The 25,313-nt window shown below is 44.5% G+C and carries 26 protein-coding genes; 24 read left to right on the plus strand and 2 right to left on the minus strand.

Annotated elements, in window-relative coordinates:
* Positions 1 to 113: 113 nt before the first annotated feature.
* Together sda and ABLT31_RS02000 are read right to left on the minus strand one after the other, a co-directional pair.
* A complete protein-coding gene (sda, locus tag ABLT31_RS01995; protein ID WP_367748187.1) occupies positions 114 to 251 on the minus strand; it encodes a sporulation histidine kinase inhibitor Sda in 138 nt (45 codons plus the stop codon).
* A 183-nt stretch (positions 252 to 434) separates the two neighbouring features.
* Positions 435 to 1,955: a YifB family Mg chelatase-like AAA ATPase gene (locus tag ABLT31_RS02000; protein ID WP_367748189.1), complete on the minus strand. Its 1,521-nt coding sequence runs from the start codon at positions 1,953 to 1,955 to the stop codon at positions 435 to 437.
* A gap of 338 nt (positions 1,956 to 2,293) precedes the next feature.
* On the opposite strand from ABLT31_RS02000, the gene sucC reads away from it, so the two are divergent.
* From sucC to fliY, 24 genes are all read left to right on the plus strand, one after another.
* Positions 2,294 to 3,454 (plus strand): ADP-forming succinate--CoA ligase subunit beta, encoded by a 1,161-nt coding sequence (sucC, locus tag ABLT31_RS02005; protein ID WP_367748192.1) that lies wholly within the window; start codon positions 2,294 to 2,296, stop codon positions 3,452 to 3,454.
* Between the two features lie 14 nt (positions 3,455 to 3,468).
* Complete coding sequence (sucD, locus tag ABLT31_RS02010) at positions 3,469 to 4,374, plus strand: succinate--CoA ligase subunit alpha (protein ID WP_367748194.1); 906 nt, start codon at positions 3,469 to 3,471, stop codon at positions 4,372 to 4,374.
* Positions 4,375 to 4,454: 80 nt separating this feature from the next.
* Positions 4,455 to 5,534: a DNA-processing protein DprA gene (gene dprA, locus ABLT31_RS02015; RefSeq protein WP_367748197.1), complete on the plus strand. Its 1,080-nt coding sequence runs from the start codon at positions 4,455 to 4,457 to the stop codon at positions 5,532 to 5,534.
* Positions 5,535 to 5,657: 123 nt separating this feature from the next.
* Positions 5,658 to 7,733: a type I DNA topoisomerase gene (topA, locus tag ABLT31_RS02020; RefSeq protein WP_367748200.1), complete on the plus strand. Its 2,076-nt coding sequence runs from the start codon at positions 5,658 to 5,660 to the stop codon at positions 7,731 to 7,733.
* 32 nt (positions 7,734 to 7,765) lie between these two features.
* On the plus strand, positions 7,766 to 9,064 hold the full coding sequence (gene trmFO / locus ABLT31_RS02025; RefSeq protein WP_367748202.1) for an FADH(2)-oxidizing methylenetetrahydrofolate--tRNA-(uracil(54)-C(5))-methyltransferase TrmFO: 1,299 nt from the start codon (positions 7,766 to 7,768) through the stop codon (positions 9,062 to 9,064).
* Between the two features lie 184 nt (positions 9,065 to 9,248).
* Entirely contained in the window at positions 9,249 to 9,791 is a 543-nt protein-coding gene (gene hslV / locus ABLT31_RS02030) for an ATP-dependent protease subunit HslV (protein ID WP_462976459.1), read from the plus strand.
* Between the two features lie 13 nt (positions 9,792 to 9,804).
* Positions 9,805 to 11,205 carry an ATP-dependent protease ATPase subunit HslU gene (gene hslU / locus ABLT31_RS02035; RefSeq protein ID WP_367748208.1) on the plus strand — a complete coding sequence of 467 codons (1,401 nt, stop codon included), beginning with the start codon at positions 9,805 to 9,807 and terminating at the stop codon, positions 11,203 to 11,205.
* 33 nt (positions 11,206 to 11,238) lie between these two features.
* Entirely contained in the window at positions 11,239 to 12,018 is a 780-nt protein-coding gene (gene codY, locus ABLT31_RS02040; protein ID WP_367748210.1) for a GTP-sensing pleiotropic transcriptional regulator CodY, read from the plus strand.
* Positions 12,019 to 12,234: 216 nt separating this feature from the next.
* Positions 12,235 to 12,636: a flagellar basal body rod protein FlgB gene (gene flgB, locus ABLT31_RS02045; protein ID WP_367748213.1), complete on the plus strand. Its 402-nt coding sequence runs from the start codon at positions 12,235 to 12,237 to the stop codon at positions 12,634 to 12,636.
* Between the two features lie 2 nt (positions 12,637 to 12,638).
* On the plus strand, positions 12,639 to 13,100 hold the full coding sequence (flgC, locus tag ABLT31_RS02050) for a flagellar basal body rod protein FlgC (RefSeq protein WP_367748216.1): 462 nt from the start codon (positions 12,639 to 12,641) through the stop codon (positions 13,098 to 13,100).
* A gap of 8 nt (positions 13,101 to 13,108) precedes the next feature.
* The gene (gene fliE, locus ABLT31_RS02055; protein ID WP_367748219.1) at positions 13,109 to 13,405 is read left to right on the plus strand and encodes a flagellar hook-basal body complex protein FliE; all 297 of its coding nucleotides are present in this window, start codon (positions 13,109 to 13,111) and stop codon (positions 13,403 to 13,405) included.
* 76 nt (positions 13,406 to 13,481) lie between these two features.
* Positions 13,482 to 15,053 (plus strand): flagellar basal-body MS-ring/collar protein FliF, encoded by a 1,572-nt coding sequence (gene fliF, locus ABLT31_RS02060; protein ID WP_367748222.1) that lies wholly within the window; start codon positions 13,482 to 13,484, stop codon positions 15,051 to 15,053.
* Positions 15,054 to 15,065: 12 nt separating this feature from the next.
* Positions 15,066 to 16,073, plus strand: coding sequence for a flagellar motor switch protein FliG (gene fliG / locus ABLT31_RS02065; protein WP_367748225.1), 1,008 nt, complete (start codon positions 15,066 to 15,068; stop codon positions 16,071 to 16,073).
* Positions 16,066 to 16,950 carry a FliH/SctL family protein gene (locus ABLT31_RS02070; protein ID WP_367748228.1) on the plus strand — a complete coding sequence of 295 codons (885 nt, stop codon included), beginning with the start codon at positions 16,066 to 16,068 and terminating at the stop codon, positions 16,948 to 16,950. Before fliG ends, ABLT31_RS02070 begins: the two co-directional genes overlap by 8 nt.
* A complete protein-coding gene (gene fliI, locus ABLT31_RS02075) occupies positions 16,937 to 18,259 on the plus strand; it encodes a flagellar protein export ATPase FliI (RefSeq protein WP_367748231.1) in 1,323 nt (440 codons plus the stop codon). The genes ABLT31_RS02070 and fliI overlap by 14 nt, the downstream gene beginning before the upstream one ends.
* A 6-nt stretch (positions 18,260 to 18,265) precedes the next feature.
* A complete protein-coding gene (fliJ, locus tag ABLT31_RS02080; RefSeq protein WP_367748234.1) occupies positions 18,266 to 18,733 on the plus strand; it encodes a flagellar export protein FliJ in 468 nt (155 codons plus the stop codon).
* Positions 18,717 to 19,643, plus strand: a complete 927-nt coding sequence (locus tag ABLT31_RS02085) for a MotE family protein (RefSeq protein ID WP_367748237.1) — start codon at positions 18,717 to 18,719, stop codon at positions 19,641 to 19,643. Before fliJ ends, ABLT31_RS02085 begins: the two co-directional genes overlap by 17 nt.
* A 119-nt stretch (positions 19,644 to 19,762) precedes the next feature.
* Complete coding sequence (locus ABLT31_RS02090) at positions 19,763 to 20,935, plus strand: flagellar hook-length control protein FliK (RefSeq protein WP_367749339.1); 1,173 nt, start codon at positions 19,763 to 19,765, stop codon at positions 20,933 to 20,935.
* Positions 20,936 to 20,953: 18 nt separating this feature from the next.
* On the plus strand, positions 20,954 to 21,340 hold the full coding sequence (locus tag ABLT31_RS02095; protein WP_367748239.1) for a TIGR02530 family flagellar biosynthesis protein: 387 nt from the start codon (positions 20,954 to 20,956) through the stop codon (positions 21,338 to 21,340).
* Between the two features lie 74 nt (positions 21,341 to 21,414).
* On the plus strand, positions 21,415 to 22,233 hold the full coding sequence (locus ABLT31_RS02100) for a flagellar hook-basal body complex protein (protein ID WP_367748242.1): 819 nt from the start codon (positions 21,415 to 21,417) through the stop codon (positions 22,231 to 22,233).
* A 73-nt stretch (positions 22,234 to 22,306) separates the two neighbouring features.
* On the plus strand, positions 22,307 to 22,531 hold the full coding sequence (locus tag ABLT31_RS02105; protein WP_367748244.1) for a flagellar FlbD family protein: 225 nt from the start codon (positions 22,307 to 22,309) through the stop codon (positions 22,529 to 22,531).
* A complete protein-coding gene (fliL, locus tag ABLT31_RS02110; RefSeq protein ID WP_367748247.1) occupies positions 22,524 to 22,967 on the plus strand; it encodes a flagellar basal body-associated protein FliL in 444 nt (147 codons plus the stop codon). The genes ABLT31_RS02105 and fliL overlap by 8 nt, the downstream gene beginning before the upstream one ends.
* An 11-nt stretch (positions 22,968 to 22,978) precedes the next feature.
* Positions 22,979 to 23,998 carry a flagellar motor switch protein FliM gene (gene fliM, locus ABLT31_RS02115; protein WP_367748250.1) on the plus strand — a complete coding sequence of 340 codons (1,020 nt, stop codon included), beginning with the start codon at positions 22,979 to 22,981 and terminating at the stop codon, positions 23,996 to 23,998.
* Entirely contained in the window at positions 23,991 to 25,301 is a 1,311-nt protein-coding gene (gene fliY / locus ABLT31_RS02120; RefSeq protein WP_367748253.1) for a flagellar motor switch phosphatase FliY, read from the plus strand. Before fliM ends, fliY begins: the two co-directional genes overlap by 8 nt.
* Positions 25,302 to 25,313 lie beyond the last annotated feature (12 nt).

Below are 25,313 nucleotides of genomic sequence, written 5' to 3' on the forward strand. Positions count from 1 at the left end.
ATGATGCGTATAGTATAGTGTACTCGACGCGAAAGACTCCTCCATTTACCTCGCCGCTTATGTGGTGAGGTTCTTTTTTTATGAAGATGTATCCAAGCAAAGAAAAAACCCAGCTATTGCTGGGAGAGATTTAAGTCTAATTTCCGTTGTTGTATTTCATCTAGTAATAAGCCAATAAATTCTTTATCTAGATCGAGGTTAACGGATTTGTGATAGGCATCAATGAGAGCTTCGTCACTTAGCAGTTTCATAGAATCACCTCGGATTAATAGTTTTTCTTTTCCCATATTATAACACCGAAGGTAAAAGAGAACAATCGTTCGGTTATCCACATCTTCCTGTGAATAATATGGGGATGAACTGTGGAGAATGTCCGGAAAACGGATTGTTATCAAGGGGATATTGTGATTAAAATTATCCACAGGTGTGGAGGGCTAAAAATTTTTTTTTTCTATATTCCGGAATTGTACCGCTTCGGCAATCTCACTCTCTGAAATCTGCACTACTCCTTTCAGATCAGCAATTGTTCTAGCAATTTTCAAGAGGCGATGATGGGCGCGATGACTTAACTGCAATTGCTCATAGACTACTTTTAAGAGATTGCGGGCGGAACGGGAAAGGCTGCAAAAAGCTTTGATTTCGCTAGGAGTCATTTCGGCGTTACTGCGAGTGGCAGAGGTGCGAAAGCGGTCTTGCTGAATTTCTATGGCTTGAAGTACCCGTTCGCGAATATGAAGCGAGCTTTCTCCTGGATTAATGGGATCAATAAATGAATCCGCGGGGAGTCTAGTAACCTCAACCTGAATATCAAAACGGTCTAATAAAGGTCCTGAGAGTCGTTTTTGATAACGTTCGATTTGGATTGAAGCACACTTACATTCACGAACCTCATTTGCATAGCCAAAGTATCCGCAGGGACAAGGGTTTCTGCTTCCAATGAGCATAAATCGAGCAGGAAACGTGATACAAATTCGCTGGCGGTGCAGCTCAATCTTCTGTTCTTCGAGAGGTTGGCGCAATAGATCAAGGACGTGCCGTGGGAATTCGCATATTTCATCCAAGAATAAAACACCGTGGTGGGCAAGGGTTAACTCTCCCGGCTTCATTTGGTTTCCTCCGCCTATTAATCCGGCGGCTGTAATGGAATGGTGGGGGGCGCGGAAAGGACGCTCGGGTTTCGAGAGCAGCAGATCTTTTCCTGAAGCGCTGTAAATCTTCACAATCTCTAGCCATTCGCGAAAGGAGAGTGGTGGAAGGATAGAGGGCAAGCAAGAGGCTAACATCGTCTTTCCTGTACCAGGTGGTCCAATAAAAAGCACGTTATGAAAACCAGCTGCTGCAATTTCTAGGGCTCTCTTTGCGTAGCTTTGACCTATAACATCAGCAAAATCAGGGGAAATCGGATGTGCAGACGGATGTTCATGGGGTTCAAACGCTTTCTTAGTGAGACTGAGGGGGAAATCTTGCAGATGATCCAGGGGGTATACGCTTAAGCCGGACAAAGAAGCTTCCCATGCATTTTCTCTGGGGACGGCCAGCTGTTCAAACCCTTCTAGCTTTGCAGCTAAGGCCATCGGCAAAACGCCCTGAACAGGCTTGATGTTTCCGTCTAGCGAAAGTTCGCCGATCAGCACGGAATTTCTGAGGTTAGGAAGGTTCCATTGGCCTGAAGCGGCAAGGATACTCACGGCAACAGGAAGATCATATGCCGGACCGACTTTCTTGACATGGGCAGGCGCGAGATTCACCGTAATTCGTCCAAGGGGAAAATTAAATCCGCTGTTGCGGATGGCTGCACGTACTCTTTCTTTGGATTCTTTCACTGCAGAATCAGGTAAGCCGACGAGCGAGTATTGGGGTAATCCGGGGGATATATCGGTCTCTACATCAACCATGAAACCATCAATCCCGAGGACACCCGCACTATGGGTTTTGTAAAAGATAGTATTCACCACCTAAAAAGAATATTTGAACAACACTTGCTTATTTCGACATAATTCTGCTAATTCCTCTCTCGACAACAAAGTTTAAATATTTCTTAGAGAACAAGCGAAATCAATGACCTTAATCCGGTTAAGTACATATTTTAAAATTCATGATTGCATAGGTAAATACTTTGGTATAATAATCTTGTGGAAAAATGTAGAAACGAAAGAAGGATCTTGGAACATTTAGTCGAATATGTTATATTTGTTTGTGCAGAATAGGTTGCTAGGGAGTCTTTCATGCCCTGTTTTCTGAAGAAGACGACTATTCTACATACAGGACAGATACCGTGATAGGAGGATGGAGAATGAATATCCATGAGTATCAAGGGAAAGAGATACTAAGACAGTACGGCGTTGCTGTTCCCAATGGAAAAGTGGCGTTTACGGCCGACGAAGCAGTAGAAGCGGCAAAAACGTTAAATTCAAGTGTTTATGTCGTTAAGGCCCAAATCCATGCAGGTGGAAGAGGGAAAGCCGGTGGGGTGAAAATTGCAAAGAGCCTGGATGAAGTCCGTACATATGCTGACGAACTAATCGGCAAAGTGCTAGTTACCCACCAGACAGGTCCAGAAGGTAAGGAAGTCAAGCGCTTGCTTATCGAAGAAGGATGCGACATCAAGAAAGAATATTATGTTGGGGTTGTTATCGACCGTGCGACTAGCCGCATTACGATTATGGCTTCTGAAGAAGGCGGTACGGAGATTGAAGAAGTAGCTGAAAAAACTCCGGAAAAGATCTTCAAGGAAGTCGTTGATCCAGCGATTGGATTGCAGGTGTTCCAAGCCCGCAAACTGGCTTATAGCATCAATATTCCTAATGAATTAGTAAATAAAGCGGTTAAGTTCATGATGAGCCTATACCAAGCATTTGTTGATAAGGACTGCTCGATCGCAGAAATTAATCCACTTGTTGTTACAGGTGATGGCAATGTAATGGCACTAGATGCCAAGCTAAACTTTGATTCCAATGCTCTATTTAGACATAAGGATGTTGTAGAGCTTCGCGATTTGGACGAGGAAGATCCAAAGGAAATCGAAGCTTCGAAGCATGACCTTAACTATATCGCTCTTGATGGAAATATCGGATGTATGGTTAACGGTGCCGGCTTAGCAATGGCTACGATGGATATCATCAAATTTGCTGGCGGCGAGCCTGCAAACTTCCTTGATGTTGGGGGCGGCGCTACAACAGAGAGAGTAACAGAAGCTTTTAAGCTGATCCTTTCTGATGAGAACGTTAAGGGAATTTTCGTTAATATCTTCGGCGGTATCATGAAATGTGATGTTATTGCAAACGGAGTAGTTGAGGCTGCGAAGCAGGTTCAGCTTGATCGTCCATTGGTTGTTCGTCTTGAAGGAACAAACGTGGCTTTGGGTAAGCAGATCCTGAATGAGTCCGGACTAAACATTGTTGCTGCTGAATCAATGGCTGACGGCGCAGAAAAAATCGTTTCCTTGGTGAAATAAAGGGGTGTGAGAGAATGAGTATTCTTGTAAATAAAAACACAAAGGTTATTACACAAGGGATTACCGGTGCTACTGGTTTGTTCCATGCCAAAGGTTGTGCGGAATACGGTACACAAATGGTGGGAGGCGTAACTCCCGGTAAAGGTGGAACAGAAATCGAAGGATTCCCTGTTTATAACACAGTTCAAGAGGCTGTAAATGCTACTGGTGCAAATGCATCCGTTATCTACGTAGCACCTCCATTTGCAGCAGATGCGATTATGGAAGCTGTAGATGCTGAGCTTGATTTAGTTGTTTGTATCACAGAAGGTATCCCTGTATTGGATATGGTTAAGGTTAAACGCTATATGGAAGGCAAGAAAACGCGTTTAATCGGGCCAAACTGCCCAGGGGTCATTACTCCTGGTGAATGTAAAATCGGGATTATGCCTGGATACATTCATGCACCTGGTAAAGTAGGAATCGTATCCCGCAGTGGTACCTTAACTTACGAAGCTGTACACCAGTTAACTACAAACGGAATTGGTCAATCTTCTGCTGTTGGTATCGGTGGAGACCCTGTAAATGGAACTGATTTTATCGATGTTTTAAAGCTGTTCAATGAAGATCCAGATACAGAAGCGGTTATCATGATCGGTGAAATCGGCGGTACGGCTGAAGAAGAAGCTGCTGAATGGGTAAAAGCTAACATGAAAAAGCCTGTAGTCGGCTTTATCGGCGGTCAAACGGCACCTCCAGGAAAGCGTATGGGACATGCTGGAGCCATTATTTCTGGCGGTAAAGGTACAGCTGAAGAGAAAATTCGCACCATGGAAGATTGCGGAATTCGTGTAGCGAAAACTCCAGCAGTCATGGGGCAAACTCTTATCGAAGTACTTGAAGAAAAAGGATTGCTTGAAACTTGTAAGACTGTGAAGTAATGCCCTGGAAGAGGAGTCTATAGGAGAATAGGCTCCTCTTCTTCTGCTTTATCTTTTTATTCAAGGAAAGGATGAAAAATATGATACCATCTTTGCTAGAACCTAGAGATTGGCTTGTTTCCATTAGCCAAATCGAAGGTATCGGCCGAAAGTCATTAGCTGCTATTCTCCCCCATCTTGAAGAAATCGCTTCTCATTCCACTTCAATTCATTATCCCTTCCCTAACATTCCTAACTTATCAGTCAAACGCATAGAAAAGATGAAACAATTAACCGCCGTACAAGTTCAAGAAATAAAACAAAAGCTATTGGAAGCAAGAATCCATACGATCACGATCCTCGATTCAACCTACCCGCCCCTGCTTCGAGAAATCCACGACCCCCCATTTGTCCTGTATGCCCGAGGAAAATTAGAGCTGTTAACAAAACCCGGAATTGCTGTCGTAGGGACTAGAATGCCTACTCCGTACGGAAGGCAGGTGGCTTTCCGTCTGGCTGAAGAGGTCGACAGAGCTGGATTTGCCGTCCTGTCAGGTTTGGCTAAAGGGGTGGATGCCGAAGCGCATAAAGGTTCCCTGGCTGTGAACGGCCATACGGTGGCGCTATTAGGAAGCGGCATTAATGTGATCTATCCTCGTCAAAATGAAGAACTCTACAGAAAAATCCAGGAACGAGGCCTCATATTATCGGAGTATCCACCTGGCTATCCCTCCCACCCGCTTCATTTCCCTGCACGCAATCGCTTGATCAGTGGTTTATCACTGGGGGTACTCGTCGTAGAAGCTGCTGTAAAAAGCGGTTCAGCCATTACGGTTCGCTGTGCGCTAGAACAAGGAAAAGACGTTTTGGCTGTTCCGGGTTCCATCTTTTCTCCTCTTAGTCAAGGGACAAACCGCTTAATTCAGGAAGGAGCCAAATTAGTCACATCGATTGCGGATATTCTGGAAGAGTTTCCGACTCAGCAAGCGATCCAGGACGAGAAAATGTCGGTTAAACAAATACAAATTTTGGATATCCTAGAGAATACGAAGCTGACTGTAGATGAGATTGTCATAAGGAGCAATCTCCCTATACAAGAGGTCTTGTCTGAGCTTCTTTCCTTGCAGTTGGGAGGTAAGGTTTTCCAACTGCAAGGCAGTATCTTTACCAGGAAGATTTAAAAGAAGTTTGACAAAAGGTAAGTGCATATTTAATAATAGGGAAGATTAACCATTCAATATCGTTTGTATATATGTTTTAATATCAAGAAGCTTGCGATCAGTTGGGAAAGGGGGAGGACATCGATGGCAGATGCCTTAGTAATTGTAGAGTCTCCCGCAAAAGCTAAAACCATCGGGAAATATCTCGGGAAAAAATACATTGTGAAAGCTTCCATGGGGCATGTTCGCGATTTGCCAAAAAGCCAAATGGGAGTGAATGTCGAAGAAGGATTTAATCCTAAATATATTACGATCCGAGGTAAAGGGGACGTATTGAAAGAGTTGCGCGATGCTGCGAAAAAAGTCAAGAAGATCTATTTAGCAGCTGACCCCGACAGGGAAGGGGAAGCGATAGCTTGGCATCTTTCCCATAGCCTTAATATGGATCAGAGTGAACCATGCAGAGTGGTATTTAATGAAATTACGAAGCAAGCCGTGAAAGAAGCTTTTAAACAGCCGAGAAAAATAAACATGGATCTCGTCAATGCCCAGCAGGCCAGACGGATTTTAGATCGTTTAGTCGGTTACAATATAAGCCCTCTTCTTTGGAAAAAGGTCAAAAAGGGTTTAAGTGCAGGGAGAGTGCAGTCAGTTGCGGTAAGGCTCATTATCGATAGGGAAAATGAAATTAAGCATTTTGTGCCTGAGGAATATTGGTCGGTTACGGCTTTTCTTAAGGGTGCAACAGGAGAAGTCTTTGAATCCAAGTTTTACGGATACCAAGGCAACAAAACCGAATTGAAATCCGAGCAGGATATCAAGGATTTGCTGCAAAGGATCGGCGGCGCCTCCTTCATCGTCAAAGACATTAAGAAAAAAGAGCGCAAGCGCAACCCAGCACCGCCATTCATTACCAGTTCCATGCAACAGGAGGCTGCGCGTAAGCTGAATTTCCGAGCAGCCAAGACGATGATGATTGCCCAGCAATTATATGAAGGAATTGATCTTGGCAAAGAAGGTACAGTCGGTTTAATCACTTATATGAGAACTGATTCTACCCGAGTGAGCCAAACGGCCATTGAAGAAGCCAAGTCGTATATAACAGAATCTTTTGGAAAAGAATATGCCCTAGAAGAAGCGAGAACCCATGCCCAGAAGGGAAATGCGCAGGATGCCCATGAAGCGGTGCGCCCGACCTCTGTTCTTCGCACCCCAGATTCTCTGAAGGAATTTTTAAGCAGGGATCAGCTCCGGCTTTATCGTTTAATCTGGGAACGATTTCTAGCCAGCCAAATGGCTTCTGCTGTCATGGATACCATGACCGTAACAATTGAGGCAGGCGAGGCAACCTTCCGAGCAAACGGGTCCAAGGTGAATTTTCTTGGTTTTATGAAGGTCTACGTGGAAGGCAACGATGATGGCAAAGAAGAAAAAGACAACATCCTTCCTCCTCTTACCGAAGGGGAAACGCTTGGACTGGATCAAATGGATCCCAAGCAGCATTTTACCCAACCGCCGCCTCGTTATTCCGAAGCTCGCTTAGTGAGAATGCTAGAGGAATTGGGCATAGGGCGTCCAAGCACCTACGCGCCTACACTTGACACCATCCAAAAAAGGGGATATGTAGCTCTAGAAGACAAACGATTTATCCCTACGGAATTGGGTGAGATCGTCATTGAGCTGATGGGAGAATTCTTCCCTGAGATTTTAGATCCAACCTTTACTGCAAAGATGGAAGAAGATCTGGATTATGTTGAGGAAGGAAAGGCTGACTGGGTAAAAGTGCTCGATGGTTTTTACCGGGGATTTGAAAACCGGCTGGAAGTAGCTGATAAGTATATGCAGGAAGTGGAAATCGAAGATGAGGTTTCCGACGAGATCTGTGAAAAATGCGGAAAGCATCTGGTTTATAAATTAGGCCGCTTTGGCAAATTCCTTGCCTGTTCAGGTTTTCCTGAATGCCGGAATACCAAGGCAATATTAAAGGAAACGGGTGTTGGATGCCCTAAGTGTGAAGGAATGATCGTAGAAAGAAAGAGCAAGAAAAAAAGAACTTTCTACGGTTGCAGCCATTACCCCGAATGTGACTTCGTTTCCTGGGATAAGCCTATTGAGCGAAAATGTCCAAAATGCACCTCCATGCTTGTGGAAAAGAAGGGCAAAAAGAAAGAAGCGAGCGTTCAATGTATCGCTTGTGATTATATGGAAGAAAACCAGTAAAGAAAAAAGAAATATGATGTAGGAGATTGGATATGGAAAAAGTAACTGTAGTAGGAGCAGGTTTGGCTGGCAGTGAGGCGGCATGGCAGATTGCCAACCGCGGTGTCCAGGTCGAGCTCATCGAGATGAGACCGGTCAGGCAAACTCCCGCGCATCACACGGACAAATTTGCGGAATTGGTTTGCAGCAATTCCCTTCGGGCAAACACGTTAACGAATGCTGTAGGAATCCTAAAGGAAGAGATGCGGAGGCTTGATTCCGTTATCATTAAAGCGGCTGATTCATGCTCTGTCCCTGCAGGAGGAGCGCTTGCTGTAGATCGCCATGAGTTTGCAGAGGCCGTAACCCAGTGGGTCCGCAATCATCCGAATGTTACGGTGCGAAATGAAGAGATGGGGGAAATACCTGAAGGGATTTGCGTCATTGCAACGGGCCCCCTGACTTCCCCGACTCTGTCAGAGCAATTGAGAAAGCTGACGGGGGAGGAGTATCTTTATTTTTATGATGCAGCAGCTCCTATTATAGATAAAGAAACGATCGATATGGAGAAGGTGTTTCTTGCTTCTCGATATGATAAAGGCGAAGCGGCGTATCTTAACTGTCCAATGTCGGAAGAGGAATTTGACCGATTTTACGGGGCTTTGACTACAGCAGAGGTTGTTCCTTTGAAAGAGTTTGAGAAGGAAATTTACTTTGAAGGATGTATGCCTGCGGAAGAAATCGCGAGAAGAGGAAAGCAGACCCTTTTATTCGGTCCGATGAAACCCGTCGGGCTCGTTGATCCTCGGACAGGTAAGCAGCCGTTTGCTGTCATTCAGCTCCGTCAAGACAATAGTGCGGGTACGCTTTTTAACATGGTAGGGTTTCAGACCCACTTAAAGTGGGGAGAACAAAAGCGCGTGTTTCAAATGATTCCCGGCTTGGAAAATGCAGAAATTATAAGGTATGGAGTCATGCATCGCAATACGTTCATTAACAGCCCTAAGCTGCTTAACCCAACCTATCAGTACCGTGAAAGGGATACGCTTTTCTTCGCTGGTCAGATGACAGGCGTTGAAGGTTATGTGGAATCTGCAGCAGCAGGTTTGGTCGCCGGAATTAACGCCGCTCGAGTGGCCAAAGGACAAGTGCCCGTCACCTTGCCGCCCGAAACGGCGATTGGAAGCATGGCAAACTATATCACGACGGCTAACCCTGATCATTTCCAGCCGATGAATGCGAACTTCGGTTTATTCCCTCCTCTAGATAAAAGAATCAGGAGCAAAAAGGAAAGATATGAAAAGCTGGCGGAGAGGGCATTGGAGACAATTCAGAATTTTACTAGCCTGTAAGACAATTTAAGTTGCCAATAATGCGCATTCTATGATAATATTTATTAAGCTTGAAGGGAGCTGTGCCAACAGCTCCCATTCTTCAGCTTGCGGTTTATTATCTTGCAACATTCTGCAGCAATCTTGACACGGGACCCAACACCAATCATCCCTGCATGAGGAGAAAGGGGCAATCAAGTTGGAAATGACTTTTCATGCTACAACCATATTCGCTATCCTTCATAACGGCCAAGGGGCTATGGCTGGAGATGGTCAAGTTACCTTTGGAAACAGCGTTGTGATGAAACAAAGGGCTAAAAAGGTAAGAAGGCTATATCGAGGGCAAGTCATCGCGGGCTTTGCTGGTTCGGTTGCCGACGCAATAACATTATTTGAGAAGTTTGAAGGCAAGTTGGAGGAATTCCACGGAAATCTGCAGCGCGCAGCTGTAGAACTAGCCAAGGAATGGAGACAGGATAAAATCCTGCGAAGGCTTGAAGCGATGATGATTGTCATGAATAAAGAAAATTTGCTCCTGATCTCCGGGAACGGGGAGATCATCGAACCGGACGATGGTATTTTGGCTATAGGTTCCGGTGGGAACTACGCCCTTTCGGCAGGCCGCGCTTTAGCGCAGTACGCTGGAGGGAATATGACAGCCAAGGAGATTGCCCATGCATCCCTTACTGTCGCAGCGGAGATCTGTGTCTTCACCAATCATAATATTGTATTGGAAGAACTCGAATAGCGGGGTGGGTAGGATGAAGAAAGCTGATAACTATACACCGAGACAAATTGTTGAGTCGCTTGATAAATATATCGTTGGCCAATCTGAGGCCAAGAAATCGGTGGCTATTGCCCTGCGCAACAGATTTCGCCGAAGCTTGCTGCCGGAAGAACTGAGGGAGGAAATTGCTCCAAAGAACATTTTGATGATCGGCCCAACAGGTGTCGGAAAGACGGAAATTGCTAGGCGTTTAGCCAAATTGGTTGGCGCCCCATTCATTAAGGTGGAAGCGACAAAGTTTACGGAAGTCGGTTATGTAGGAAGAGATGTGGAATCGATGGTCCGAGACTTGGTAGAAACCTCCATCCGAATCGTCAAAGCTGAAAAGATGGAAGGGGTCAAAGACCGAGCAGAAAAGCAAGCCGAAGAAAGGCTTGTTCAACTTCTCGTGCCTTCAGCAAAAGAAAATAAAAACTTTAAGAACCCTTTCGAAATGCTTTTTTCCAATCAGATGCAAGCGAATCAACAAACGAATCAAGCTGAAGACCAAGATGTCATCCAGAAGAGAAGGCAAACGGCCCACAAGCTGGCTATGGGTGAACTGGAAGACCATATGGTAGAGCTGGAGGTTGAGGACTCAATGCCTACCATGCTCGATATGTTCAATGGGGCGGGCATGGACCAAATGGGAATGAACATGCAGGAAATGTTTGGCAGCTTGCTTCCCAAAAAGATGAAGAAGCGAAAGCTCACGGTCCGGGAAGCCAGAAAGATTTTGGTTCAAGAAGAAGCGCAGAGATTAATTGATATGGATGAAGTCCATCAAGAATCCATCCAGAGAGCCGAGCAGCAAGGCATCATTTTTATTGATGAGATCGATAAAATTGCCGGCGGGCGGTCGAATGGATCTCCTGACATTTCCCGGGAGGGAGTGCAACGGGATATTCTTCCCATTGTTGAGGGATCGGCCGTGAATACAAAATATGGTATCGTCAAGACAGATTATATTCTTTTTATTGCAGCAGGTGCTTTTCATATCTCAAAACCTTCAGACCTAATTCCGGAATTGCAAGGAAGATTTCCGATTCGCGTGGAACTGACCAGTTTGGGTGTCGAAGACTTTGTAAGGATCTTAACTGAGCCTAAAAATGCACTTATTAAACAATATTCTGCACTTTTGGAAACAGAAGGAATAAAAATCGAATTTTCTGACGAAGCTATTAAAGAGTTGGCAAACATGGCCAAAGAAGTGAATGATCATACAGATAATATTGGAGCTAGACGATTGCACACTATTTTAGAAAAACTCCTAGAGGATTTATCTTTTAATGCCCCGGACATAACGATGGAGAGGGTTGTGATCACTCCAGAGTATGTAGAGGAGCGATTAAAAGGGATAGTGAAGAACAAAGATCTCTCTCAATATATTCTGTAAGTAAACTCAAGTTATTCTTTAGGAGGAAAAGTAATGGATTTACTATCAAAGATTAGAAGAATTAACCGCTTATTACAGAAAACAGCGGGACACCCGGTTAACTTTATGGAAATGGCTGAAGTGTTAAGTACAGTTATTGAAGCAAATACTTTCATCTTGAGCCGAAAAGGAAAAATTCTCGGGTACGCTATTGCTCAGGAAATCCATAATGAGCGAATTGCAGGAATGCTGCAGGAAAGAAGATTTCCGGGGGATTACAGTCACCTCCTATTGAAGGTGGAGGAGACAACAGCAAATCTAGACATCGAAAGCCCTTATACGGCATTTCCTGTAGAGATGAAGGAAGTGTTTAATGAATCGGTCACGACGCTAGTGCCAGTCATCGGTGGCGGGGATCGACTTGGAACATTGGTTCTTGCTCGTGTAACAGAGCGATTTACGGACGATGACCTGATCCTTGCTGAAGTGGGTGCAACGGTAGTAGGAATGGAGATTCTGCGTGAGCGTGCAGAAGAAATTGAACAGGAAGCCCGCAGTAAGGCTGTTGTTCAAATGGCTGTCGGTTCCTTGTCATATAGTGAGTTAGAGGCTGTAGAACATATATTTGAAGAGTTGGATGGCAAGGAAGGTTTGCTGGTTGCTAGTAAAATTGCCGATCGTGTAGGAATCACTCGTTCGGTAATCGTAAACGCACTGCGTAAGCTAGAAAGTGCAGGGGTTATTGAATCGAGATCATTAGGCATGAAAGGGACTTACATAAAAGTTCTTAATGATAAGCTTCTGCCTGAATTAGCTAAACTAAAATCTTCATAAATTTACTTATTGTTTGCCTACGTAAAAAGCCCTATCTTGAAGATAGGGCTTTTCTTTTGTTTCACGTTATTTATATCTTTTTGGTTGCTAACAATTCGACAAATTACTATGTCTTACATCGGTTTTCGCTAGCGAAAAAGGAGGAATTTTAGGAGATTGTGTGGAATAAATACATACTGCGAGTGAGGGGAAGCGAAACAGGAAGGGGGAAGTGCTTTGCTAAATTCAAGCAAGCTTTTCATGATAAGTAGTGCTTTAGATGCTGCAGCGATGCGGCAAAAAGTGATTGCGGATAATATTGCTAATGTAGACACTCCAAACTACAAAAGTAAGGGAGTTGCATTTGAAGAGGAACTAAGAAAGGCAATGAAGGCGAAGCCTGCTTTTGAAGGATTCAGAACAGACCCCAGACATATTCCCTTTGGTGGAGCGGCTAAATCGACGATTACTCCTAAAATATTTGTCAAACCAGGAATTATGCAAAACCATCTAAATAATGTGGATGTCGATGCAGAGATGACAGATATGGTAAAAAATCAAGTTTGGTACAATGCGCTAATAGATCAAACAAACAGCCACTTTTCTGGATTGAAGAAGGCCATTTCGGGAGGCAAGTAACTATGAGCATGTTTTCAGGGATGAACATCAGTGCTTCAGCGCTGACGGCGAACCGTTTGCGAATGGATATCATATCCTCTAATCTGGCAAATGCAAATACGACGAGGGGGAAGCAAGTCAACGGAACGTGGGAGCCATTTCGCAGAAAGATGGTACAAGTCGCGCCGTTGAATTCCACCCCTTTTGACGCTGCATTACAAGCGGCAATGGGGAAAGCGGCCAAGCCTGCGGTAGCTGGAGGAGTTAAGGTAATGAAGATTATTGAGGATCAAACCCCATTTAAACGAGTATATCAGCCAAAGCATCCCGATGCAGATCCCGAAGGCTTCGTGTTGCTTCCTAATGTCGATCCGTTAAAAGAGATGGTTGACTTAATGACTACAACGAAGTCATATGAAGCGAACTTAACCGCTTTTAATGCGACGAAATCGATGATGGTTAAAACACTTGAAATCGGAAGGTAGGGAGCTTAATGGCTATAACTCCAATTCATTCGAAATTTATTCAATCAGCGGTGAAGCCGGCGGACAAGACACCGGGGGAAGCGCTTCAAACCTTTTCTTCCTTTTTAAATCAGGCATTGGAAGATGTGAACAAACAGCAAGTCACGTCTTCTGAAGCATCGAAGCAGATTGCTGCTGGAAATGTTAATGAACTGCACAAGGCACTGATTCTTAAGGAACAGGCTGGTGTAACCCTTGATCTGACTTTGCAAGTGAGAAATAAGGTAGTGGAAGCTTATCAAGAAATCATGAGAATGAGCATTTAGATAGTATGATCCTCCAACAGGAGGATTCATTTTTCTTCTAAGAAACTAGATCTGAGGAAGACCCTGGGGTGGAGATATGAATGAGCAGCTACAAGCATTAAAAGGAAGGTTATCGGAATTATATCATTCCTATACAACGAAGCAGAAAATCATCGCTGCTGCGACTTTTTTGTTTCTCGTGGTTTCTCTCTCGCTATGGGTCTATTTCGCATCAAGGCCAGAATTTATCCCTTTATTCAAAAACTCGTTAAGTATAGAAGAAATAGGAGAGGTCAAGGCGGAACTAGAATCCAAAGGAGTCCAATTCCAGCTTTCGGAAGATGGAAGAAACATCCTTGTCCCGAGAAAAGATGCTCCTGCCCTTACTGTGGATCTAGCAGCAGCTGGATTGCCGAAGGGAAGCAACATAAGTCTGGATATCTTTGAGAATATGGGGTTCGGTATTACGGAGCGACAATTTGATGTAGCAGAAAGAGATGTGCTCCAAAATCATTTGGCTAAACTCATTAAAGGCTTTAGTGGGGTATCAGACGTTAGGGTGATGATTACGCTCCCTAAAGAACAGCTATTCCTAAGCAGCGAGGCCGAAACGGCAACCGCCTCGATCTTGCTCCAGCTGGAACCTGGCACCAAGCTGGACCAAAATAAAATTAATACCCTATACCACTTTGTTTCTAAGACTGTGCCCAATCTGCCGATCGAAAACATTGTCATAACGGATCAATACAGCAACATGATGGAGTATGTCAATGGAGAAGGGTCAAACATGGGGCTTACAGCCTATGAGCAGCAACGTTCCATTGAGAGAAGGGTACAGGACGATATTCAGAGAGATTTGCATAACATGCTTGGTACTATTATCGGCATGGATAAGGTTTATGTTTATACCAAAGTTAGGTTGAATTTCGATAAAGTCAAAGAGGATCAGCAGCTTGTCGAAGCGGTTGATAAAGAAAATCAGGAAGGTATCGCCATTTCAGTAGAAAAGATACAAAAGACTTTCAGCGGAACGAGTAGCGAAAGCGGTGGGGTCCCGGGGACAGGAGAAACAGATGTTCCTCAATATCCTGGAAACGAGCAGGGTCAAGGGAAAAGTGAGATGGAGGAAATAGAGGAACGGGTCAATCGAGAAGTGAATCGGATTTCTCGAGATATTGAAAGAAGTCCCTATTTTGTCGAAGACTTAACGATTAATGTCGGTGTTGATCTGCCTGCTGATTCTCAGGATGCCGAAACTACGAAAGAAGCGATTGAAGAGATCCTGAAAAACGTTGTCCGTTCTGCGATCAGCAAAGAAGTAGATGATCAATATATTTCCGATCGCATCAAAGTCGTTGCTCAACCATTCCAAGGAAAACAGGTACCGCTTCAGAACAACGAAAGCATGATGCTTTATTATATTCTGGCGGGGGTTGCAGGTGCAGTGCTTATCGGTGGAGGAGTCTACTGGCTTATGCGCAGAAAGAAACAGCGTGCGCAAGAAGAAAATCTTTTACTGTCAAATGAACCCCTCGCGGAAGCAGAGATCCCTGACATTGAATATACGGAAACTGAAGAAGTGATCGCGCGCAAACAGCTGGAAAAACTGGCCAAACAGAGGCCCGAGGAGTTTGCTAATCTATTGCGGGTATGGCTTCAAGAGGACTAGAGGTGAAAGGATATGGCGAATAAGGGATTAAGCGGCAGGCAAAAAGCTGCAATATTATTAATATCAATGGGACCCGATATATCAGCGCAAGTATTTAAGCATCTTAGAGAAGATGAAATCGAAGATTTGACGTTAGAAATTGCAAACGTGCGGAGAGTAGATAACTTAGTGAAGGAAGAGGTCGTTGACGAATTCCATCAGATCGCCATTGCCCAAGACTATATCTCCCAGGGTGGAATTGGCTATGCCAAAGATATTTTGGAGCGGGCCTTAGGTCAGCAAAAGGCGATGGATATTATAAACCGACTGACCTCTCATCTTCACGTTCGACCGTTCGATTTTGCCCGGAAAGCAGATCCTGCCCAGATACTCAATTTCATTCAAAATGAGCACTCCCAAACGATTGCCCTTGTTTTGTCTTTCCTGGAACCGGGCCAAGCCTCGGCTATTTTGTCTGCATTGCCTCATGAAAGGCAGGCTGATGTGGCCAAGAGGATTGCTTTGATGGATAGTACCTCTCCTGAAGTGATCAGCGAAGTGGAGCAGGTTTTGGAGCAGAAGCTTTCCCAGACGATAACCCAGGACTATTCAAAGGCTGGAGGGATCGAAGCAGCGGTTGCCATTCTGAATAATGTGGATCGGAGTACCGAGAGGACTATCCTGGATACTCTAGAGATTCAAGATCCGGAACTGGCAGAGGAAATCAAGAAGCGCATGTTCGTATTTGAGGATATTGTCACCATTGATGATAAATCCATACAACGGATTATTCGCGACGTAGAAAATGCCGATCTGATGCTAGCCTTGAAGGTAGCGAGTGAGGAAGTAAAAGATGCAATTTTTAGGAACATCTCGAAGAGAATGGTGCAAACCTTTAAAGAGGAAATGGAATTCATGGGCCCTGTACGGCTTAGGGATGTAGAGGAGGCCCAGACACGAATAGTATCCACTATCCGACGATTAGAGGAAGCGGGAGAAATTATTATCTCTCGTGGAGGAGGAGACGAAATCGTTGTCTAATATCATTAAAGCTCAACAGTATGTACCGATGATTCCGCAACGCTCCAGATCGAGTGTGATTCGTGCAAGTGAATACATGACGATAGCAGAGGAAGTCTTGATTTCCCATGAACAGACTTTATGTTCGAATGAAAGTGTGGCTGCTGAAGACAGCGGCAAGCCTGATAGCAAAAGCGAGATGCTGCTAGAGGCTAAACGGGAGGCGGAGGAAGTCCTCGTCCAGGCCAAACAAGAAGCAGAGACCATCATCCAGCAAGCCTTAGAGGAAACTCAACTCATTTACCAAAAGGCCCAGGAAGAGATCGAAGATTGGTGGACCGAGCGACGGCAAGAAGACGAAGCGCTTCAAAGAGAGGCTGTTGACGATGGTTACCGCCAAGGGTTTCAACAAGGCCATGCCCAGGGATATGAGTCGGCTTGGGAAGAACAACAGGCCGCCATCGATAAAACGCGAAAAATTTTAGAAGAGGCACAGACGGCAAAAGAAAGATGGATTCAGGAATCCGAACCTGTCATTATGGAGATTGCCCTCGCTGTTGCAAAAAAAGTAATAATGGAAGAGTTATCTCTTTATCCCGAAAAAATGTTATCTATGGTACAAGAAGCTCTCAAAAAAGTGCAAGAGGTAGACAAAATAACGATCTGTGTCGGACCTGAGAATTATATGTTTCTTGAAGGACAGTATTCGCAGCTGAAAAATATGCTGAGCGGGCAAGCCGATCTCCTCATTCTTCCTGACCATTCCATCGAAGGCGGAGGCTGCTTGATTCGCTCGGCTTTTGGATCAGTGGATGCAAGAGTAGATACACAGCTGGGAGAAATCTCAGAGGCCTTGATGTCATTAGCCCAAGGGAGAAAGGCTGGTGGCACCAATTAATTTACAAGCTTATTTGCAGTGTTTATCCGACCTTGACCCGATTCGGCTAAACGGAAAAGTGACTCAAGTGATCGGTCTGACGGTTGAATCGCAAGGACCAAACGTTCGATTGGGAGAAGTCTGCCACATCCTTCCGCAAGGGCAAGGTCATCCCGTCATGGCTGAGGTAGTTGGATTTCGGGATAATAAAGTGCTGCTCATGCCGCTTGGAGATCTAGGCTTGATAGGCCCAGGCTGTGATGTATTGGCAACAGGCAAGCCGTTCATGATTCAAGTAGGACAAGAGCTTTTAGGACAAGTTTTGGATGGGTTAGGACAAAAAATGGATGGCAGTTCACTTCCGTATGGACTAGCGGATTATCCGGCTGTCAATCAGCCTCCCAATCCTTTGCAGAGGCCGCGAATCAAAGACCCGCTGAGTGTCGGAGTAAGGGCAATCGACTCCTTGCTAACAGTAGGGAAGGGACAAAGGGTTGGGATTTTTGCGGGAAGCGGAGTAGGAAAAAGTACTTTACTTGGGATGATCGCAAGGAATACGCAGGCGGATGTTAATGTAATTGGCCTAATCGGAGAACGAGGTCGGGAAGTCGTAGAGTTTATGGAAAAGGACCTGGGAGAAGATGGGTTGAAGCGTTCGGTGGTCGTTGTGGCTACTTCGGATCAACCCGCCCTCATCCGTATAAAAGGGGCCATGGTAGCTACGGCTATTGCAGAGTTCTTTCGAGATCAGGGGCTAAATGTCATGCTGATGATGGATTCGGTTACTCGCTATGCCATGGCTCAGCGGGAGCTCGGTTTGGCAGTCGGCGAGCCACCGGCTACTCGAGGCTATCCCCCATCTGTGTTTGCTTTGCTGCCTAAGCTTCTGGAGCGCGCCGGTACCTCTCAACAAGGGAGCATTACAGCATTCTATACGGTATTGGTGGATGGGGATGACATGAATGATCCAATTGCTGACACGGTGCGTGGGATATTGGATGGACATATCGTGCTTAGCAGGAAAATAGCGCAGAGCGGCCATTACCCTGCTATTGATGTTATGGCAAGCGTAAGCCGGGTCATGAATGATGTAGTCGACCCTGTCCATAAGCAGGCGGCTAACCAAATGAAAAAGTTGATGGCGATCTATCGTGACAATGAAGATTTAATAAATATTGGAGCGTATAAGATGGGATCAAATCGTGACATCGATCAAGCGATAAAATACAGTTCGCTTATTCGGGGGTTTACGGCCCAGGGTACGCATGAGCCTTCTAATTTCCAGGAGTCGGCTCAGGCTTTAAAGGATAATTTCGGGGATGGCTGGTGATAAGAAGTGGCAGGCTTTTCCTTTCGATTTCAAAAGCTGATGGATTTAAAAGATAGGGAGAAAGAGGATTCTAAAGCCAAGTATTCAGAAAGCCTAGCTTCCCTCAATAAAGAGCAGATTGAGCTTGACGAGTTGGTTCAGCGTATACAGCAATGGGAAAAGAAACGAGCGGAAATGGTGATGAAGGCATTACCCGCACAACTGCTGTTAGAAGTCTGCTCCTATATACAGCATTTGGAAAAACTATACTTACAAAAACAAAAGCAAGTTGATAAAGCGGAGCAAAGGGTAAGCGCCTCTCACTTGCAGTTAACGGAGAAAATGAGAGAGCTGCGAGTTTGGGAGAATTGGAAGAACAACTCTTATAAAGAATTTCAGCATGAAGCCTTACAGAGAGAACAAAAAGAATTGGATGAATTAGCTTTACAGCGCTATGTGCGAAGAGGGGGGACAATATATGGAGGAAACGGTTGAAGACCGGAAATACGGTAAGCTCGAATGGTTTTTCTATATAATCTTTCTCCCTCTTCTCTTTACCCTGATATTGACGGGACTGCTGCTAAGCCTGCTGGGCTATGATGTTGTGAATAAGGCTTTAACGATTGGCAATAAGATTCCTGTTCTAGAAAAATATCTGCCGGAACCATCGATTGAAGGGGAGTTCGAAGAAACCCCACAACCTCGTCTGGAAGAGCAAATTGCTCGTTTAAATGAAGAGATTGCAGTTCTAAATGAAGAAATCCAGAGAAAACAAACAGAAATAGAAACCATGAAAAAAGAATACGAGTCCAATGACGATCAAGTGAAAAAGCTGAATGAAGAGATTTTAAGCCTTCAAAAACAGCTGGAGCAAGAGCGTGTAAGCGAAGAAGAAAGACAGTTGAGAATGAAAGAGCTAGCTAAATTATATACCACAATGTCAGCCAGTAAGGCAGCACCCATAATGGAGAGCTTATCTATGGAAGAAGCTGTACTTGTGCTGGCCTCGATGAAACCCGATGAGCGTGCAGGAATCGTAGCCAAAATGAATCCGCAAAAAGCTGCGGATCTAACAATCCTTCTGAAGGATCTGCAGTTATCAGAAAAAGATGAAATCGCAGCCTTGCAGCAAAGGATTCAGGCTTTGACAAAGGCATTATCCGAAGTGGAAAAAACCAGAAGAGATATTGAGGAAATGGTAAGCTCCTTTGCCGGCATGAATCCTGCGACAGTAGCCGATCTTTTAATTGAAATGCAAAAAAGCCCGTCTGCGCAAGAGAAGGAAAAGGTGATTGCCATACTAGCTAAAATGTCAAATCGGCAAAGAGGAACGGTCATTGAAAAGTTGAATGAAAAGGAACCTGCTTTAGCGGCGCAACTAACCTCAAAACTGATATCCGAATAGGAAAAAGGTTCGACATTTTTTTTGTCTATTTAGGGAAGATTGTTGTATTTTCGTAGATCTTGCTCTATATTTTAAGTAAGCTACGGAAAGTGTGAAAGGAGGTGAGATGAGTGAAGACAATGTCTATGGCTGAACAACTCTTTCTCCAACCGATGCAACTGCAAGATCAGGGACCGAATTTAAGCTGTAAAATACCGGAAAACAACTTGTTTTCTGGATTGCTTCAGCAAGAGAAAACGAAGCTTAATGACATGTCACTGAAGCAAGAGGTTCTAGAAGCAGTTGATGATCTATTAGCAAGTTTTTTTAACCTTACAGATTTAATCCCAAAGAGCCCTGAACAGTTGATGGCTACTGAACTTTCTGTTGTTCCAATACAGGATTTGACTAAACGGTTGCAAACTATCAAATTATCAATCCAAAAAGGGGAGATATCAGATATAAGCCTAAACAAGCTTCAACATGTGTTGGATCGATTAACGCAAAACTTAAGTTCGATAGAATCTTCCATGATTATCACAGATAATGAGAACGGGAAAGAAGAGTTGATGAAAATTCCAAGTTTACTAGGTATGATTGAAAGAGATTTTTCAAGTTCACTGGAGGAATCAGGCGAAAGGATCAAGCCCTTGGTTAAAAATCAGGAGGTCCACTCCATAATTCGCAAGCATAGCACGAATAGAGCAGGGGTGGCATCAGAGCAACTAACCGATATAAGTGAGAGCAAGCTCACATTAGAGTCTTTAAGACCTCTACATGATTCCATCGGAGTACAACCCCCCATGAATCCCAATTCGGCAAGGAGTGAAGTTCGTGAAGGGGATTTGCTGGAGCGCCAGGTCCCAATTCAATGGTTATCCAAACATTTGGAACCTTTATTTGCTAGAAACGTTTTCGTGAGAAATGGACAGCAGGTACAGGAAATGATTTTACAGCTTCAACCTGATTCTCTAGGGAAATTAGATGTGATGATACAGACGCAAAACGGTCAGTTGACGGCAAAATTCATTGTAGAAAATCAAGTGGCCAAGCAAGCGGTAGAAGAGCAGATACAGCATTTAAGACACAACCTACAGCTTCAAGGGGTTACGGTACATAATTTAGAGGTCGTTGACTCTTCTTCCAACAATTATTTGCCTTTTCAACAGCATCAGAGACATAACCAGGAGCAGAAGCCGTTTTACTCTCGAGGAAAAAAGAACAAAGAGTATACAGAGATGGAAGAGCAGTTAAGCAATATGAAACTATCAATCCAAAGCAGGGATGAAATCGGGATTAATTATACCGTATAAAGGAGTAGGCTGAATAACATGAAGGTGAATAGACCTTTTTATCCTCCGATCATGCCGCCGGCGGGCAGTAAAATTTCACCCGCTCAACCGAATCCTGCAACGAAGACGTTTGCGCAAGTTCTTCAACAGACGACACAACCTGGAATAGCTCAACCCTTGCAATTTAGCCAGCATGCCTTAAATCGAATGCAAGGAAGGGGAATTCAGCTTTCGCAAGACCAACTTCAACGCCTGGAGCAAGCGGTTGATAAAGCATCGCAAAAAGGTGGGAAAGAAACCCTAGTAATTATGCGAGATACGGCATTTATCGTCAGTACCAAGAATAGAACCGTCATTACCGCCATTGATGATCAATCCTTAAAGGATCATGTTTTTACTCAAATAGACAGCACCATTTTAATATAACAAAGCTGGACCTTCGGGGGGCTTTGAGGACTGCTGACCGACAGATGCAGTCAGGACGATAAGGGGGAGAATAGATGATACGTTCACTATATTCTGGTGTTTCAGGGATGCGAGGCTTCCAAACGAAAATGGATGTCATAGGAAATAATATAGCAAATGTGAACACCGTTGGATTTAAGAAAAGTAGAGTGACATTCCAGGATATGCTGAGCCAGACGGTGAATGCGGCGACATCAGGGGAAGCCGAAGCCCGAGGAGGAAGAAATCCAAGACAAATAGGCTTGGGTACTCAGGTTGCGGCCATTAATGTCATTCACACGCCGGGAAGTCCCATTGCTACGAACGTAACGACGGATCTAATTATAAATGGGGATGGTTTTTTTGCCGTCAAGCCGGATCCGGATCAAGATGCTGTCCTTCTGACCAGAGCGGGTGATTTCACTCGTGACGCAACAGGAAACCTAGTAACACCACAAGGCTTTCTAGTTATAAATTCGGATGGTGAGCCGATCAATATCCCGCCTGATGAATATCAGTCATTCTCTATTGGGACGAATGGAGTTATTTCCGGTACCAATGCAGATGGAGAAATTGAAGAAATTACAACCATAGGTGTTGTAATGGTAAATAACCCAGCCGGATTGAATAAAGCGGGAGGATCACTATATGAAGTGACCTTAAATGCCCACCCTGAAGAAATAGAGATACAGGCCTTGGACGATATAGAGGGAACGACTACCCAAATTATCTCCGGCCAGCTGGAAATGTCGAACGTTGATCTTACCGAAGAATTCACGGATATGATTGTAACTCAAAGAGGGTTTCAAGCTAATTCCAGAATTATCACTACATCGGATACCATGATGGAAGAAATCATTAACCTGAAACGTTAATATTAGAAGAGTGAAAGGGGGACAGAAATGGTATCTCCCTTTCTTCTCATCCTATTAATAGGAGCTGCGGAACATGATCCAGCTTACAAGATTAAATAACAGCACTTATTTTCTTAATCCGTTTTTGATAGAGACAATAGAAGAAACACCAGATACGATCATCACCTTAACGAATGGAAAGAAGTTCATAGTTAAAGAAAAAGCGTTAGATGTTATTTTAACTATGAAGGAGTTTTACCGGGAAGTCCATGTTTTGAAAACCATAGGGATAAGAGAAGCTGGAGGCCCGCATGTTTAAAAATAAACTCTTCAATATAGCCTTAATCATTATGATTGCAATTACCCTCCTGGGGGTGGCATCCGTTGCGGTTTATAAGCTATACATAAATCCGCCTAATGCAGAGGTTGAGGAGCTAGAACCGCTAAGCATTGATGAAATCTTGGAATTAAGCGTGGAAACAGAAGAGATGACAACCAATTTAAACGGCGGGGGATATGTGAGGTTAAAATTCAAGCTCCAAGCAGATAACAAGAAATCCAGGGAAGAGCTGGAAAAGCGATTATACCAAGTGGATCATATCATATTAAAGACCCTTTCTGGGATGACGGAGGGAGATATCCGCGGGCCGGAGGGCATAAAGAAGGTTGAAGACCAAATCCAAGTCAGCGTAAATGAGTTATTGCAAGAAGGAAAAGTGGATGAGGTGCTTACCACACGAATGATTATTCAATAAGGTAGTTTTCTTTGGTAAAGGGGGTGACCGATCTGTCATCGGAAGTATTATCCCAGAATGAAATTGATGCACTGCTTGCCGCATTGTCAACTGGGGAAATGAATGCGGACGAAATGAAGAAGGATTTTACAGAAAAAAAAGTTAGGCTCTATGACTTTAAAAGGGCTCTGCGTTTTTCCAAAGATCAAATCCGGACTTTAACCCGTATTCATGAGAACTATGCTAGGCTGCTGACTACTTATTTTTCTGCACAGCTTAGGACACTTGTCCGATTTACAGTGGCATCCGTGGATCAGCTTCCTTACGATGAGTTTATTCGATCCATCCCTAAAATGACCATTCTGAATGTGTTTGAGGCAGATCCCCTAGACGGACGCATGGTTTTGGAGGTTAACCCGAATGTAGGCTATGCGATGTTGGATCGCTTGCTGGGAGGACAGGGAAGCAGCCAGAACAAGTTTACTGGGCTTACGGAAATTGAGACCATGGTTTTGGAGAGAGTGTTTCGAAAATCCCTGAAAATTTACGCGGATGCATGGAAAGATGCTTTGGCCATTGACCCGGTATTAACCATGACGGAAACCAATCCTCAATTTATGCAAATCGTTTCTCCTAATGAGACGGTAGCAGTTATTTCCTTTAGCACAAAGATTGCAGATACCACGGGAGTAATCAATATATGTTTGCCCCATGTTGTACTGGAGCCTGTAATGGTGAAATTATCTGCTCACTATTGGTTATCGTCACAAAAGAAAACGAGGGACTCGAAGGAGATCACCGCCCTACAAGAGCGGGTAAAGATGGCCCAAATCCCGATTATTGCAGAGTTAGGTACAGCAAGCATTTCTGTAGGCGAGTTCATTAACCTTTCCAATGGAGATATTATTCAGCTTAGTACAAAGAAAGATAACTCCATGAATATTCGTATCGGTACCAAATATAAATTTCAAGGGCGGCCAGGTACTCAAGGGGGAAAGCTTGCCATACAGATTGACAAGGTGCTAGACGAAGGGATGGAAGAATATGAATAATCGGGATATGCTTTCCCAAGAGGAAATCGATGCCCTGCTTCGGCAGAACCATCTGGACGAACAATCGCTGAATGATAATGAAACTTTGAATATTAACAGCTATTTGACACCGATGGAGCAAGATGCGTTAGGGGAAATTGGCAATATTTGTTTCGGCAGCTCAGCCACGGCCCTGTCTACCTTGCTCGGTCAAAAAACAGACATTACTACCCCTGCAGTTCGTGTAGTCGAACAGAATAAGCTTTCCCGGGAGTTCCCGCATCCTCATGTTGCAGTGCATGTAGAGTATACGGAAGGCTTTAGGGGGCTCAATCTTCTCGTCATTCACTCAGACGACGCAAAAGTCATTGCCGATCTCATGATGGGTGGCGACGGTACCAATCGAGATATTGAATTAACGGAATTGCATATCAGTGCCGTACAGGAAGCGATGAATCAAATGATGGGTTCAGCAGCTACATCAATGTCTACCTTGTTCAACAAGCGTGTGGATATTTCCCCGCCAGGCATTGATTTACTGGATTTTTCGAATAACAAAGGAATAGGGACGTTGCCAGATGAGAAGGTCTTTATAAAAATTTCCTTTCGAATCAAAATCGGGGATTTGATTGACTCAAGCATTATGCAACTGCTTCCTGTTTCATTTGCTAAGGAAATGGTTGGTTTGTTGCTAGGAGGAGGGGGCATTGATGTCGACGAACCCGCTCCCCAAGCTCCTCAGGTAAAGCAGGAAGCGGAGAAGGCGGCGCCCCCCGAACCGGCAAGGGAGAGGCCTGATTCGGAATACTGGGACCCGCATCGACAGCAGCAGCCATCAGGCTATCCTCCGCCACCACAACCTTATGCTGCCCAGCCGATGTATCATCAGCCACCAGGCTACCCTTATCATCAGGCGATGTATCCACCTCCGCCACAAGCTATGTACGGCATGCCGAACTATGCCGGCGCGCCAATGGGAGGGGGAACACAGCCACAGCAGCCAAACGTTCAAAACGCTCAGTTTAGCCCATTTCACGTGCCAGGTACTGTTCCGGCAGTGGATGACCGGAATTTGAATTTGCTCCTGGACATCCCTCTGCAAGTTACCGTGGAGCTGGGGAGGACAAAAAAACAAATCAAAGATATATTGGAAATGTCTGCAGGATCTATCATTGAGTTAGATAAACTGGCTGGAGAACCTGTTGATATCTTTGTCAACAACAAGCTGATCGCTAAAGGAGAGGTAGTAGTCATCGAAGAGAACTTCGGCGTTCGGGTCACAGACATCATCAGCCAGTGGGATCGCGTACAAAAATTACAATAAACTTATAAATGG

This window comes from Ammoniphilus soli, assembly GCF_040813775.1.